We start from the raw sequence: 13,624 nt of genomic DNA on the forward strand, positions 1-13,624 counted from the left end.
CAGACTGTGGCACACCCCTGTGACGGCGGGGGTGGCGGGATCGCGCCCTGGTCGGATCGCACTCGAAGCACCTAGGGTGAATCATCGCCAATTCCTTTTAGCCCAAGGGTGGATGAGGACGCTCAGGCGTCGTTCGCTGTTGGCTGTCGCAGGACTCGGGCACGTGTCGCCGACCTGCGCTTCGTGGCGGACGAGCTGACCAGCCGCCGCCGTGCCGACCCGGACCGGATCGGCGTGCTCGGCCACTCCATGGGCGGCGCGGCGGCCGCCGAAGCCGTCCGCCAGGACGAACGCTTCGCGGCCGGGCTCCACCTCGACGGCGGCCTCTTCGGTTCACCCGTCCCGGAGGTGGGCCTGGACCGGCCGTTCCTGATGCTCACCTCATTCGCCGACCACGAGACCTGGCAGCACTGGCGCGAACACCAACACGGCTGGGGACGGCAACTGCGGCAACTCGACTCCGGCCACCTGAGCTTCACCGACTGGCCGCATGTGGCAGGCCCGGGCCACTTCGCCCAGAACACCTCGACAGAGCTGTACCAACAGCTCTTCGGCGGCATTGCCGCCGAGCGCACCACCGGGATCTCCCGCGCCTACGTCCGCGCCTTCTTCGACCACTTCCTCGGCGACCGGCCGGCACCACTGCTGGATGCCGCGTCGGCACGCTTCCCGGAGGTCACATTCGTGTGGTCGCGCGATTGATCAGGTGCCCCCAGCCGCATGCCTCGACCTCGGCCATGGTCGCCGGCCGAGTGAGCATGTCGATCGTGAGGAAGCCGGGCCCCTGACTGTCGTCCCCCGGCGGCGCCCAGCGGCCGGACATGCACTCCTCGCACTCCAACAGCACCCTGGCCAGCGCGTAGGGCCCAGGATGGCCTGACCGGTCCCGGCAAAGCATCGGCCAAGGACCGCGCCGACGCCCTCACGAGGTGGCATCACCCCGACCACAACAAGGAGGACGGATGCGGGGGCCGGTGGGATTCGAACCCACGGGCAGGCTCGGAGCAGGACCGCTCCTCCCCACCGATCGATACACGGGGTTCCTCCGGTGCATCGATTGCAATTGGCCGCTCTGCCACGGGCCGCATCCTGCGGGATTGCGCGCTCCCGCTCCCGTGATCCTACGGACCGCCACATCGGCTGCACGACCGCTTTCCGGCCCCCAGGCACTCTGGCCCTGCTGGAACGCTCCGGCTGCCCGGCCCGCCCCTGCATGTCATCCCTGCGCCCAATCCCACCCCCAATGGACCGCTGCGCGAAAAGTCGGCCCGTCCGACTTCCCACGTGCCCACCGCCCCGGCCCGCGCCCAAGCCGGCTACGAACCTACCCTCACTCACCCGCCACCAACGGCCCCCCGAGCACAGGAAGTCGACCGAGTCGACTTCCTGTGCAGCGCGGGAGACGCCTATGCCTTGAGGGCGAAGCCCGTCACGATCACCGCCGCGCAGACCAGGGCGCCGACGCGCTGGCCGTTCGTCCACTGCTTCCAGGCGAACATCTTGCCCCGGCTGACGACCGCGAGGCCGATCCAGCCCAGCGCGAGCACGATCCACCCGAGAACTTTCAACATCGCGTACCCCCTGCGGTCGCCGGACGGCGGCCGGCCTCGGTTGTGACGGGTCCAGCGGTCACTGGGGCCCATCCTGCCTGGCTTCGGGCGCCCTCGGCAACGAGCCGCTAATGCTGACGACTTGGGGTACGTGACGTGCCAGGATGCTGGGCATGACGGAGCGTGCGCGGAGTTTCGGGGCGATGGCGGAGGCGTACGAACGGTTCCGGCCGGGGTATCCGGACGAACTGTTCGTGTTGGTGGCGGAGTACGCGGGGCGGCCGGTGCGGACGGCGCTGGAGATCGGCGCCGGGACGGGCAAGGCGACCCGGTTGTTCGCCGCGCACGGGGTCGAGGTCACGGCGACCGATCCCGATGCGGCGATGCTCGCGGAGTTGCGGAAGAACGTGCCAGCGGGTGTGCGGGTGGAGCAGGGCGCGTTCGAGGAGCTGAGGGTCGGGGAGCGGGAGTTCGGGCTCGTCTACGCGGCGGCGTCGCTGCACTGGACGGAGGCGGCCGGGCGGTGGGAGCGGGTCGCGGGGCTGCTGGAGCCGGGCGGGGTGTTCGCCTCGTTCGGGGGGCCGACCGTGCTGGCCGACCCGGAGGTGGCGGAGGCGGTGCGGGTGGCGCGGGCGCCGTTCCTGGCGAGCGATGACGTGCCGCCCCCGGACGGGAGTCCGGTGGGCCAGGCGATGCAGTGGCCGGGGACGGAGCTGGAGCGGTCGGAGTGGTTCGGGAACGTCCAACAACACGTGATCGAGCGGCGGTTGGGGGTCAGCGCCGAGGAGTACGTCGGGCATCTGTCGACGGTGTCGGCCTACCTGATGCTGCCGGTGGAACAGCGGCGGGAGGTGTTCGCGCGGATCGCGGAGGTGCTGCCGGAGCGGGTGGCGGTGGATGGGGAGATCACCGTGCACCTCGCCCGCCGTCGCGACCGCGCTTGAACTCGCGCAGGACGGCGAGGAGGTTGATGACGGTGCTGGCGGGCACGTTGCCGAGCGAGATGAGGCGCTGGCCCGCGATGTCGGCTTCGCCGGGGGCGGCGGAGGGCCAGAGGATGCCGAACTCGCGCCCTTCGGTGCGGAGTTCGACGATGAGTTCGGTGATCTCGCGGCGGGAGAGGTAGAGGATCGCGGGATCGGTGGGGTGGAGGGGGTGGTGGGCGTTCATGCGGCGACTCCGTCCAGCTCGAACCAGATGGTTTTGCCGAGTTTCTGGGGGTCCACGCCCCAGCGGTCGGTGAGGGCCGCGACGAGCTGGAGGCCCCGGCCGGATTCGGCGAGGGGGGTGTGGGGGCGCTGCTCGGGGAGGGTAGAGGAGCGGTCGGAGACGTTGACGCGGAGGGTGTTGGCGCGGAAGAGGATGACGACGACCGGGGAGGTCGTGTCGGCGTGCCGCCAGGCGTTGACGATGAGTTCGACCAGGGCCAGTTCGGCGTCGAAGGTCGAGGAGCGGGACCAGCCCTCGCGGGCCATGGCCTCGCGGAGGGTGTCGCGGGAGAGCGAGAGGGAGGGGGAGTTGAGGTTGCGCACAGAGGTCTCCCAGGAGGGGATCGGTGATCGGTGCGTCACTGACTGTAGGGCACCGGTGGTACATGCAGGGGTACTTCTACCCCACTCCTTCATCCGATCGAGGGATTGGTAGACCCTTCAAGGGATCGCGATGGATGCTTGGGGCATGCCACCACGAACGACCCCATCTGCCAGGCAGGAGCGAGTAGGCACCGAGCTGCGGAAGATGCGCGACTGCGCCGGCCGCACCACCGCTGAAGCCGCCGCCCTGTTCGGGATCGCCCGAACGAAGATCACGCAGATCGAGAAGGGGCAGTACCCGATCAGCGCCGAGCGCGTGCGCACCCTTGCCCACGAGTACGAGGAGAGCGATCACGCCTTCGTGGAGGGCCTCGGATCAATGGCCGAGGAACGCCACAGAGGATGGTGGGAGGACTTTCGGGGTTCCGTTCCGGTCGGGTTCCTCAACATCGCCGAGATGGAGTTCTTCTCCCAAGGGGTGCGCACCTATCAGATCTCGCACGTGCCCGGCGCCATGCAGACGGAGGAGTACGGCCGGGCGATCTTCAAGGATGTCTATCCACCCCTTCCGCCGCGCCTCCTCGAAGCACGCGTCGAACACCGGTCATTGCGGTCGGCCTTGTTGATGCGGGAAGGGGCGAGACCATACTCGGCGATTGTTCACGAGGCTGCCCTGCGGATGTTGTTCGGCGGCCGCGAAGCCGCAAAGCGCCAGCTGGACAGGCTGCTTGAGTACGCGGAACTCCCGCACGTGACGCTTCAGGTCATCCCTTTCAGCACCAGCGGCTTCATGGGAGCAGGCCAAGGCATCATCTATGCGTATGGTCCGGTGAGGCGTCTCGACACCATCCAACTCGACGCCGTTGGAGGCCCGGCGTTTCTGCACGAGCAGAAACACCTGGAGAACTACCACTACATCATCGACAAGATGACCGAGCGCGCTCTGCCCGAGAGTCAATCTCGGGACGCCATCAGGCTCATAAAGAAAGAGATCTAAACCATGGAAGCTCAGTGGAAGCGCCCAGAGGCATGCCCGGATGGTGCGAGTTGCCCGGAGGTAGCCATAGGCCCCGACGCCGTCTACGTCCGCAGCAGCCTCCTGCCGAATGCCATCGCTCAACTCACGCCCAACGAGTGGCGCGACCTCGTCTCCGCCATCCGGGCCGGGGAGTTCGACCTCTGAAACACCACCTCGCCCCGCCGGGTCGAAACCCGGCGGGGCGAGGACCCTGCAACCTCGACCGCTTCCACCCCCTGTCGGGCCGCCGACCGCCGCCCTAGGATGACGCCGTGAACTCCCAGGCGATCGTTCCCGGGGCGGGGCTGGCTCTCATCGGGTACGCCATTGCCTTCGACATTCGCAATGCGGCGAAGTGGTGGCAGCTGTTCAACTACCAGTACCGCAACAGCGACATGTCGCTGCGGGGCATGCGGATTCTCGGGGCCTTCCTCGCTCTCGGCGGCACGGCCGGCGTGGTGCTCGGGCTGCTGCTCTAAAGGCCCCCCGGGCTCACTCGCCCAGGCGGACGATCATCTTTCCGGTGTTGGCACCCCGGAGCATGCCGAGGAACGCTTCCACCACGTTGCCGAAGCCGTCCACGACGGTCTCATCAGCCACGACCGCGCCCGAGCGCAGGTGCGGGACCAGGAAGTCGTAGAGCTCGGGGCGGGCGTCGAGGTGCTCGCGCACCAGGAAGCCTTCCAGCCGCAGGCTCTTGCCGACCACGTCGTAGAGGTTGCGGGGCGCCGCCGGGGGGTTCTGGAGGTTGTCGTACTGGGCGACGGCGCCGCACCAGGCGATGCGGCCGTGGTCGCGCAGGACGTCGATCGCGGCTTCCAGGTGGTCCCCGCCGACGTTGTCGAGGTACACGTGCAGGCCGTCCGGAGCAGCCTCACGCAGACGGTCCGCGATCGGGGCGTGGTGGTAGTCGAAGGCGGCGTCGAAGCCGAGGTGGTCGACGAGCCGGGCGGCCTTCGCCGCCGAGCCCGTGCTGCCGATGATCCGCCCCGCGCCGAGCAGGCGGGCGAGCTGCCCGGCCGCCGTACCGACACCGCCGGCGGCGGCCGAGATGAAGATCGTCTCACCGGCCTGGAGGCGGGCGATCCTGGTCAGCCCGACCCAGGCGGACAGGCCCGTGCCGCCCAGGACGGACAGGTGGTTGCTGAGCGGGACGCCGTCGAAGTCGGGCAGCAGGTACGCCCGCTCGGCGGTGACCACCGAGTGGGTGCGCCATGCCTGGCGGTGGAAGACCAGGGCGCCGACCGGCAGGGCGTCGGCGCGGGACTCGACCACCCGGCCGAGGGTGCGGCCCTCCAGCGGGGCGTGGAGGTCCCAGCCGCCCTCGTCCATCTCCTCGCGCATGTACGGGTCGACGGACTGGTAGAGGTTCTCGACCAGCGCCTCGCCCGCTCCGAGCGCGGGGACCGTCTCCTCGACGAAGGCGAAGTTCTCGGCGGTCGCCGCTCCGACGGGGCGGGAGACGAGGTGGACGGCGTGGGCGGTGGGGCGGGACATGAGCTGCTCCGAACAGGAGGAGGAGAACGACCGTGCTCACGGTAGGAACCCGGCCCCCGCCCCCGGCAGGGGTCCACGTCGATGGAAGAGCCACTTCCATGAGCAGAATCGATGGATGCCGGTAAGCTCCCCCGCATGACCGATCTCGCCCCGCACGAGCTGCGCATCCTGGTCGCGGTCGAGGAGACCGGCACCTTCACCGCAGCCGCCACCCGCCTCGGCACCACCCAGTCCGCCGTCTCCCACGCCGTGCGCGGCTGCGAGCGCAAGCTCGGCGCGGTGTTGTTCGAGCGCGGACGCCACGGCGCGCGGCCCACCGAGGCGGGCGCACGGGCGGTGGCGTACGCCCGGCGGCTGCTGCGCCTGATGGCCGCGATGCACGCGGAGGTCCGGGGCGCGGGCACGAACCCGGACGAGCCGCTGACCGGCACCCTCCGCATCGTCGCCTTCCGCAGCGCCGCCGCGCACCTGCTGCCACCCGTCCTCGCCCGGCTCGCCGAGCGGCACCCGGGGCTCAGCGCGCGGGTGCGGATCGTACGGGAGGTGGGGCGCGGCGCCGCCGGGGAGGTCGCGGACGGGCGGGCCGACCTGGGGTTGGCCACCCTGGACGCCTCCTCGACACCCCACGGCGTGGTGGCGGCCCGCCTGTACGAGGAGACGTACGCGCTGGCGCACCCGCACGGGCACGCGGAGCCGCGCCGGCTGCCGCTGGTCGACTGGGAGGAGAACTGCGGCTCCTACACCAGGAGTTGGTGGCGGCGGCAGGACTGGATCCCGCCCGCGACGGTGGACGTCGAGGACGACGCGGTGGCCGTCTCGATGGTCGCCCAGGGGCTGGGGATGGCCATCATGCCCGCCACCGCGCTGCTCGGCGCCCCGGCCGGGCTCGCCGTCACGCCCCTGGAGCCCGACCCGCCCAGCCGCCTGGTCGGCTACGTCACCACCCCCGAACTGGCCCCGACCCCCGCCGTCCGGGCCCTGATCCGCGAACTGCGCGACCTGCCCCTGCCCGAGGGCCTCACCCCCGCCCGATAGTCCCCGCCCGATAACCCGGTGCACACGCCGGACACCGTCGGCCATCCTGTCCGGATGGCCGACCGCGCGAACATCGTCGTCGTCCGCGAGAGCGGAGCGTACGAGCTGTACCTCTCCCGCTTCGGGGCGATCGGGCTGGACCTCGATCTGCTGGCCGGGCCCGAGGCGGTCCTCGTGATGGTCGAGGGCCTGCGCCGGGACGACTGGTGGCTGGACGACGAGCTCTGCCAGGGCGCGGCACTGATCGACCTCCGGCAGCGCGTGCTGCTCCTGTTCGTCTGGGAGGGCCCCAGCACCGTGCTGCGCCACCGGGCCGCGTACCTGGAGCTGCTGCGGGCGGCCTGGCCGGGGTGGGAGGTCCGCTGGCTGTACGACGGCCCGGCCGAGCTGCGCGCCCATCTGGGGCTGGACCCCGAGTACGTCCGGCGCCGGGGTGGCGCGCTCTACCCCGGTGAGCCGCTGGAGCCCGACCACGAGGAGCTGGCCGACCCCGAGCCGCTGGCGGTGGTGGTCACCATCGGGGCCGACCGCTGCCACGTGGTGGTGAACCTGGAGGACCACCCCGTCCGGGAGGGCCCGGCCCTGCTCGACCGGCTGGCCGACGCCCCGGACCACGGCGTCTGCCGGGTGCCCGCCGAGGCCGGGCTGCACGTGGACCCGGTGCGGCGGCGCGTCGGCTGGTGGGTGCTCGGCGCCTCGGCGGAGGCGTACGAGGTGCCCGGGCGCTGGCCCGGCTGGACGGTCGAGTTCTGGCGGGACGACTGGCGCAGCCATGTCCGCGCCGCCGCCGGCCGGTTCGACCCTCCCGAGCCCGACCACGCCCGCGCCCTCGAAGAGGTCCGGGAGGAGCAGACCGACCGCCGTCTGCGGCGCGGCAACTGGGCCTCCCCCTGGCTGTGACCGGCAGGGTGACGACGCGCCGGGGCCCGGGCGGCGGATGGATTCCGCCGCCCGGGCCCCGGGGGGTCTACCGGCCGTACCCCCGTCACCGCCGGTAGAAGACGCTCCTCGACCAGAAGTAGCCGAGCAGGGTGAGGCCCGTGCACCAGCCGAGGGCGCTCCAGGCGGAGACGGCGCCGATCTCCGTGCCCATCAGCAGGCCCCGCAGGGTCTCGATGACGGGGGTGAAGGGCTGGTACTCGGCGAACCAACGCAGGGCGGTGGGCATGGTGTCGGTCGGGACGATGGCGCTGCCGATGAAGGGCAGGAACTGCAGCGGCATCGGCAGGTTGCTGGCGCTCTCGACGGTCTTGGCGACCAGGCCGATCCCGGCGGAGATCCAGGTCAGGGCGACGGTGACGAAGAGCAGCAGGCCGATGGCGGCCAGCCATTCGACGATGCCGGCGTTCGGGCGGAAGCCCATCGCGAGGGCCGCGCCGACCACCAGGAGCAGTCCGATCATCGTCTGGATGACGCTGCCGACGACATGACCGGCCAGGAAGGCGGAGCGTGAGATCGCCATCGTGCGGAAGCGGTTGACGATGCCCTCGGTCATGTCGGTGCAGATGCCGATGGCGGTGACGATCGAGCCCGAGGTGGCCGCCATCAGCACGATGCCGGGCGTCACGTAGTCGATGTACTTCCCGCCGCCGATGCCCGCGCCCAGGGCGTTGCCGTAGGCGTAGTTGAACATCAGCAGCATCATCACCGGCATCACCACGACGGCGAAGGTCAGCGACGGATAGCGCAGCGCGTGCTTGAGGTTGCGCCGCAGCATGGTCATCGAGTCGCGCAGCGCGTACGAGGCGCCGGGAACAGCGGCCGTGCTCATCGCGAACCCTCCCCGGTCAGTGTGAGGAACACGTCGTCCAGGTCGGCGGTCTCGACGACCAGCGACTCGGCGTGGACGGAGGCGTTGTCGAGGGTGTCCAGCACGGCCTTGACGGTGAGGACGGAGTTGTCCCCCGGGATGTCCAGCCGCAGGGCCTCGACGTTGGCCTTGGCGTACTCGAACAGGTCGGCGGCGAGCCGCAGTTGGGCCTCGTCGGCGAACTGGAGCTTGATGTGCCCGCCGGGCACGATCCGCTTGAGCTCCTCGGCGGTGCCCTCCGCGACGATCCGGCCGCCGTCCAGGACGGCGATGCGGTCGGCGAGTTCGTCCGCCTCGTCCAGGTACTGGGTGGTGAGGAAGATCGTCACCCCGTGGTCGGCGACCAGGGCCCGGATCATCTCCCACATGGTGCGCCGGCTGCGCGGGTCCAGCCCGGTGGTCGGCTCGTCGAGGAAGATCACCCTCGGGTCGCCGACCAGCGTCATCGCGAGGTCGAGCTTGCGCCGCATGCCGCCGGAGAAGTCGGCGACGGCCTTGCCGCGTGCGACGTCGGTGAGTTCGAAGCGCCGCAGCAGGTCCTCGGCCCTCCTCCGCCCCTCCCGACGGCGGAGGTGGTTGAGGTCGGCCATCAGCAGCAGGTTCTCCTCGGCGGTGAGCAGGTTGTCGACCGCCGAGAACTGGCCGGTGACGCCGATCGCCCTGCGCACGCCGTCCGCCTCACGGACCACGTCGCACCCGGCGACGCGCGCCGTCCCGCCGTCGGCGGGGATGAGGGTGGAGAGGATCTGCACGGTGGTGGTCTTGCCGGCGCCGTTGGGCCCGAGGAGGGCGAAGACGCTGCCGGCCGGGATGGTCAGGTCGATGCCGTCGAGCACCGGCTTGCCGTCGTAGGACTTGGTGAGGCCGCGGACCTCGACGGCCGTCGCCGCGGCGAGGGCGGTGGTGGTCATCAGGCCCTCCGGACGGTGACGTTGCCGACCTGGGTGCGCCCGCGGACCTCGACGGTCTCCGAGGCCTCGCCCGGGCCCTCGGCGGCGCCGAGCTCGTTGCGCACGCCGCCGAACTTGCTGTGCACGTCCAGCCAGGCGGCGGTGCCCTCGGCGATGCCGACCTCCAAGTCCCCCACGCTGGTCTGCAGGGTGACCTGGCCCTGGACGACCCGGCCGATCCGGATGTGGCCGTTGGCCGACTTGGCGTCCACGTCCGCCCCGGCGTGGGCGACGTGGATGCGCCCGTTGGAGGAGTTGGCCTCCAGCTCGCCGCGCACCTCGTCGATCTCGGTGTCGCCGTTGGTGTTCTTGACGGTCAGGCGGCCGCCGATGGTGCCGATCTCGATCCGGCCGGAGCCGGTGACCTCCGCATCCCCGGTGACCTCGCCGATCCGGACGTCCCCCTGGCCGGTCCTGACCCGCAGCGACGCGGCCCGGTCGACCTGGATGCGGCCCATGGAGGTCTTGACCCGGCAGTCGCCGAGCGGGCCCTCGGCCACGAAGTCCGCCACGGGGGACTCCACGTCCACCTGGGAGCCGGCGGGCAGCTCGACCAGGACCTCGATCGAGCCCTTCTTGCTGGTGAACACGGTGCGCTGCGGGGGGCCGTTGACGGTGAGGCGGCCGCCGGAGAAGTCGACCTGGGTCAGCTCGGCGGCGCGGACGTCGGCCTCCCGGCCGGGGTTGGCCGGGCGGACCTCGACGGTGGCCTCGGCGCTCTTGGCCGCCTTGACCCAGAGCGAGCCGATGTTGAACTCGATGACTGCGGAGATCGGTCCGTTGGACTCGTACGAAGGCATGGCTGTGCCGTCCTCTTGGCTCTCGTGGCTGTTCCCGCTGGTCGGAGCGGGGTGACGTCGCAGGGGCGGGTGGTCGGTGGAGCGGTCGATCGGTGCGGCGGAGGCGTTACTGGACCCAGCCGGTGAAGCTCTGGCCGCCGAGGAGGGGAGGCGTCCGGGTGGGGCCGAAGGCGGCGGCCGCGCGGGCGGCGGGCCGGCCGCCGTCGAGCGCGCCGGAGACGGCCCGGACCAGCCAGGCGTTGAGCGAGAGCCCGTCCTGGCCGGCGGCCTCCTCCGCCCGGGCCTTGAGGTTCGCGGGCAGCCGCAGGTTGATCCGGGCGGTGCCCGTCTCGTCAGCGTCCGGCGCCACCGCTGGCACCGATGGCACCACTGGGGGCGTGGATGGTGCCACCTCGGCCACGGGCGGCACCTCGCCGTGGAAGCTCCGGAAGCCCTCGGCGCCGGGCGGCGGCGTCACCACGAACTCCGGATCGACCCCGCGCAGGCGCACGTCCACCGAGCCGGGGGCGAGGTCACGGGTGACTTCGCCCATGGCGGCGGAGAGCGCGTTGAGCAGCGTGAGCCGCGCGGCCGACTCCAGCGGGAGAGTCAGCCGGTCGGCCAGCGCGCGGGCTTCGTCCCCGCCTGCGGCGGCGGCGACCGCGAGCTCGTTCCGGAGGTTTTCGACGTACGGCGTGAGGTCCATGCCCAGAAGCATGACACGACCGTGGCACCATGTCCAGCATTTATGGCGCCACTTTGGCATCACCCCGGCGCCGACGACGGCACCAGTGGTGGCACGGAAACGCGGAACCGCCCCGCCGGCCGGAGCCAGCGGGGCGGTTCACCCCGGTTGAGCAGGGTCGACCTGCGAGAACGCGTCAGCGCCGCCAGCCCGCCAGGTGCGCGTCGATCTCCGCGACCAGCTTCGCCTTGCCCGGCGCGTCCAGGAACGACGCCTCGACGGCGTTGCGCGCCAGCGCCGACACCCCGGCCTCGTCCAGGCCCAGCAGCCGCGCCGCGACGGCGTACTCGGTGTTGAGGTCGGTGCCGAACATCGGCGGGTCGTCGCTGTTGACGGTGACCAGCAGCCCGGCCTCCACCATCTGCTTGATCGGGTGGTCCTCCATCCGCTCCACCACCCGGGTGGCGATGTTGGAGGTCGGGCAGACCTCCAGCGGGATCCGGTGCTCGCCCAGGTAGTCGACCAGCGCCGGGTCCTTCACCGACTGGGTGCCGTGCCCGATGCGCTCGGCCCCGAGCTCCCGGATCGCGTCCCAGACGGTCTGCGGCCCGGTGGCCTCGCCGGCGTGCGGGACGGAGTGCAGGCCGGCCGCCCGCGCCCGGTCGAAGAACGGCTTGAACTGCGGCCGCGGCACGCCGATCTCAGGACCGCCGAGGCCGAAGCTGACCAGGCCCTCGGGGGCCAGCTCGGTGGCCAGGCGGGCGGTGACCTCCGCCGACTCCAGCCCGGCCTCGCCCGGGATGTCGAAGCACCAGCGCAGCACCACGCCGAGGTCCTTCTCGGCGCGCAGCCGGGCGTCCTCGATGGCCTCCATGAAGGCGACCTCGGGGATGCCGCGCTTGACCGAGGAGTACGGGGTGATGGTCAGCTCGGCGTACCGGATGTTCTGGCGGGCCATGTCCTCGGCGACGCCGTAGGTGAGCGAGCGGACGTCCTCCGCGTCGCGGACGAGGTCCACGACGCTCAGGTACACCTGGATGAAGTGCGCGAAGTCGGTGAAGCGGAAGTACTCGGCGAGCGCCGCCGGGTCGGTCGGCACCTTGGTTCCGCCCTGGTGGCGGGCGGCCAGGTCGGCGACGACCCGCGGCGAGGCCGAGCCGACGTGGTGGACGTGCAGTTCCGCCTTGGGCATCCCGGCGATGAACGCCTCGATCCCGCCCGATCCTGCGGTGCTCCCGCTGGGGTTTCCGATCCGACTTCCGTCCGGCTGGACCACGGTGGTTCCCTTCGTTCCTTCTTCGGCTCTTCCACGACGCCTCTATGACGCCGCCTGCGGCTCTACGCGCGTACCGGCGCCAGCGTACGCCTCAACCGCCCAGCGCCACCGCCGCGGTGTGGATCAGCAGCCCGGCCAGGGCGCCGACCACCGTGCCGTTGATCCGGATGAACTGCAGGTCGCGGCCGACGTTGGCCTCGATCTTGCGGGAGGCGTCGTCCGCGTCCCAGCCCGCGACGGTCTCGGAGATCAGCGAGGTGATCTCCGCCCGGTAGGTGTCGACGAGGTACTGGGAGGCGTCCTGCAGCCAGCCGTCCACCTTGGCCTGGAGCTTGGCGTCGGTGGCCAGGCGCTCGCCGAAGCCGTGCACGCCCTCGCGGATGCGCCGGCGCAGTTCGCTGTCCTCGTCCTCGGCGGCGTTCATCACCAGCGTCCGCACGGCCGTCCAGGTGGAGGCGATCAGGTCCCGCACCTCGGGCCGGGCGAGCAGGTCGGCCTTGGCGCGCTCGACCCGGGCGATGGTCTCCGGGTCGGTCTGCAGCTCGGCGGCGAAGTCGGCGAGGAAGTTGTCGATCGCGCCGCGCGCCGGGTGCCGCTGGTCGTCGCGGATGTCGGTGACGAAGCGCAGCAGTTCCCGGTAGACCCGCTCGCCGACCTGCTGGTCGAGGAACTTCGGCGTCCAGCCGGGGGTCTTCTGGGTGACCTTCTGCACCACGTCCTGGTGGTTGGCGGTCAGCCAGTCGTGGGCGCGCGCGGCGACCAGGTCGACCATGCCGTGGTGGCCGCCGTCGGCGACGACCTTGGCGAGCATCCGGCCCATCGGCTCGGCGACGGAGGTGGCGGCGGCCCGCCTGGTCACCGCCTCGGCGACGACGGCCTGCACGTCGTCGTCGCGCAGCACCGCGAGCACCCCGCGCAGCGCCGCCGAGCCCTCCTTGGTGACGCGCTCGGCGCTGCCCGGCGCGGCCAGCCACTCCCCCAGCCGCCGGCCGATGCCGAGCGCGGCGAGGCGGCCGCGCACGACCTGGCCGGAGAGGAAGTTGTCGCCGACGAAGTCGCCGAGCGAGCGCCCGAAGGCGTCCTTCTTGGTGGGGATGATCGCGGTGTGCGGGATGGGCAGGCCGAAGGGGCGGCGGAACAGGGCCGTCACGGCGAACCAGTCGGCCAGCGCGCCGACCATGCCCGCCTCGGCGGCGGCCGCCACGTACCCGGCCCAGGCTCCGGCGCCGGCCGCCTTGGCCCAGGTGGACAGGGCGAAGACCAGGGTCGCGAAGGCCAGCAGGCCCGTCGCGATGGTCTTCATCCGGCGGACGCCGCGTCGCTTCTCCTCGTCGGCGGCGGTGAACCTGACCCCGGGGCCGGTCCCGCTGATGGCTTCGTCACTCACCCCGCCAGTCTGCCCGTTGCCCGGCGCGGACGGGGGCGCGCCTCGCGATCACACGCCCCGAGCCCCTGCGGGCGCCCGGCTATCACGCCCCGCCCAGCACGATCC

Annotated in this window: 17 protein-coding genes and 1 pseudogene; 7 read left to right on the forward strand and 11 right to left on the reverse strand. The window is 71.6% G+C overall.

The window, feature by feature from the left end:
• The first annotated feature begins 108 nt into the window (after positions 1-108).
• On the forward strand, positions 109-702 hold the full coding sequence (locus tag ACIBCA_RS28220; protein WP_396285824.1) for a prolyl oligopeptidase family serine peptidase: 594 nt from the start codon (positions 109-111) through the stop codon (positions 700-702).
• A gap of 264 nt (positions 703-966) precedes the next feature.
• On the opposite strand, the pseudogene ACIBCA_RS28225 reads toward ACIBCA_RS28220, so the two are convergent.
• Positions 967-1,084 (reverse strand): annotated as a pseudogene (locus ACIBCA_RS28225).
• Between the two features lie 322 nt (positions 1,085-1,406).
• On the reverse strand, positions 1,407-1,571 hold the full coding sequence (locus ACIBCA_RS28230; protein ID WP_396285825.1) for a hypothetical protein: 165 nt from the start codon (positions 1,569-1,571) through the stop codon (positions 1,407-1,409).
• 152 nt (positions 1,572-1,723) lie between these two features.
• Between ACIBCA_RS28230 and ACIBCA_RS28235 the strand changes: the two genes are divergently transcribed.
• Entirely contained in the window at positions 1,724-2,494 is a 771-nt protein-coding gene (locus ACIBCA_RS28235; RefSeq protein WP_396285826.1) for a class I SAM-dependent methyltransferase, read from the forward strand.
• On the opposite strand, the gene ACIBCA_RS28240 is transcribed toward ACIBCA_RS28235, so the two are convergent.
• Both ACIBCA_RS28240 and ACIBCA_RS28245 read right to left on the reverse strand, forming a co-directional pair.
• Positions 2,457-2,720: a hypothetical protein gene (locus ACIBCA_RS28240; RefSeq protein ID WP_396285827.1), complete on the reverse strand. Its 264-nt coding sequence runs from the start codon at positions 2,718-2,720 to the stop codon at positions 2,457-2,459. The genes ACIBCA_RS28235 and ACIBCA_RS28240 overlap by 38 nt on opposite strands.
• Positions 2,717-3,082 carry an ATP-binding protein gene (locus ACIBCA_RS28245; protein WP_396285828.1) on the reverse strand — a complete coding sequence of 122 codons (366 nt, stop codon included), beginning with the start codon at positions 3,080-3,082 and terminating at the stop codon, positions 2,717-2,719. Before ACIBCA_RS28245 ends, ACIBCA_RS28240 begins: the two co-directional genes overlap by 4 nt.
• A 145-nt stretch (positions 3,083-3,227) precedes the next feature.
• Here ACIBCA_RS28245 and ACIBCA_RS28250 point away from each other — a divergent pair, with 145 nt between their 5' ends.
• The 3 genes from ACIBCA_RS28250 to ACIBCA_RS28260 all read left to right on the forward strand — a co-directional run bounded on the left by ACIBCA_RS28250 (position 3,228) and on the right by ACIBCA_RS28260 (position 4,579).
• Positions 3,228-4,079, forward strand: coding sequence for a helix-turn-helix domain-containing protein (locus ACIBCA_RS28250; protein ID WP_396285829.1), 852 nt, complete (start codon positions 3,228-3,230; stop codon positions 4,077-4,079).
• 3 nt (positions 4,080-4,082) lie between these two features.
• On the forward strand, positions 4,083-4,265 hold the full coding sequence (locus ACIBCA_RS28255) for a DUF397 domain-containing protein (protein WP_396285830.1): 183 nt from the start codon (positions 4,083-4,085) through the stop codon (positions 4,263-4,265).
• Between the two features lie 107 nt (positions 4,266-4,372).
• Positions 4,373-4,579 (forward strand): hypothetical protein, encoded by a 207-nt coding sequence (locus tag ACIBCA_RS28260; RefSeq protein ID WP_396285831.1) that lies wholly within the window; start codon positions 4,373-4,375, stop codon positions 4,577-4,579.
• A 13-nt stretch (positions 4,580-4,592) separates the two neighbouring features.
• Here ACIBCA_RS28260 and ACIBCA_RS28265 read toward each other — a convergent pair whose 3' ends face one another.
• Entirely contained in the window at positions 4,593-5,597 is a 1,005-nt protein-coding gene (locus ACIBCA_RS28265; protein ID WP_396285832.1) for an NADP-dependent oxidoreductase, read from the reverse strand.
• 135 nt (positions 5,598-5,732) lie between these two features.
• Between ACIBCA_RS28265 and ACIBCA_RS28270 the strand changes: the two genes are divergently transcribed.
• The gene (locus tag ACIBCA_RS28270) at positions 5,733-6,632 is read left to right on the forward strand and encodes a LysR family transcriptional regulator (protein ID WP_396285833.1); all 900 of its coding nucleotides are present in this window, start codon (positions 5,733-5,735) and stop codon (positions 6,630-6,632) included.
• Positions 6,633-6,686: 54 nt separating this feature from the next.
• The gene (locus ACIBCA_RS28275; RefSeq protein ID WP_396285834.1) at positions 6,687-7,532 is read left to right on the forward strand and encodes a hypothetical protein; all 846 of its coding nucleotides are present in this window, start codon (positions 6,687-6,689) and stop codon (positions 7,530-7,532) included.
• Between the two features lie 85 nt (positions 7,533-7,617).
• Here ACIBCA_RS28275 and ACIBCA_RS28280 read toward each other — a convergent pair whose 3' ends face one another.
• The 6 genes from ACIBCA_RS28280 to ACIBCA_RS28305 all read right to left on the reverse strand — a co-directional run bounded on the left by ACIBCA_RS28280 (position 7,618) and on the right by ACIBCA_RS28305 (position 13,519).
• Complete coding sequence (locus ACIBCA_RS28280) at positions 7,618-8,403, reverse strand: ABC transporter permease (protein WP_396285835.1); 786 nt, start codon at positions 8,401-8,403, stop codon at positions 7,618-7,620.
• Positions 8,400-9,353 (reverse strand): ATP-binding cassette domain-containing protein, encoded by a 954-nt coding sequence (locus ACIBCA_RS28285; protein ID WP_396285836.1) that lies wholly within the window; start codon positions 9,351-9,353, stop codon positions 8,400-8,402. The genes ACIBCA_RS28280 and ACIBCA_RS28285 overlap by 4 nt, the downstream gene beginning before the upstream one ends.
• Positions 9,353-10,192, reverse strand: a complete 840-nt coding sequence (locus ACIBCA_RS28290) for a DUF4097 family beta strand repeat-containing protein (protein WP_396285837.1) — start codon at positions 10,190-10,192, stop codon at positions 9,353-9,355. Before ACIBCA_RS28290 ends, ACIBCA_RS28285 begins: the two co-directional genes overlap by 1 nt.
• Before the next feature lie 106 nt (positions 10,193-10,298).
• A complete protein-coding gene (locus ACIBCA_RS28295) occupies positions 10,299-10,877 on the reverse strand; it encodes a toxin-antitoxin system HicB family antitoxin (RefSeq protein WP_396285838.1) in 579 nt (192 codons plus the stop codon).
• Between the two features lie 175 nt (positions 10,878-11,052).
• The gene (locus ACIBCA_RS28300) at positions 11,053-12,108 is read right to left on the reverse strand and encodes an adenosine deaminase (protein WP_396285941.1); all 1,056 of its coding nucleotides are present in this window, start codon (positions 12,106-12,108) and stop codon (positions 11,053-11,055) included.
• Between the two features lie 115 nt (positions 12,109-12,223).
• Positions 12,224-13,519: a DUF445 domain-containing protein gene (locus ACIBCA_RS28305; RefSeq protein ID WP_396285839.1), complete on the reverse strand. Its 1,296-nt coding sequence runs from the start codon at positions 13,517-13,519 to the stop codon at positions 12,224-12,226.
• Positions 13,520-13,624 lie beyond the last annotated feature (105 nt).

This window comes from Kitasatospora sp. NPDC051170, assembly GCF_044455705.1.
Lineage (GTDB): Bacteria > Actinomycetota > Actinomycetes > Streptomycetales > Streptomycetaceae > Kitasatospora.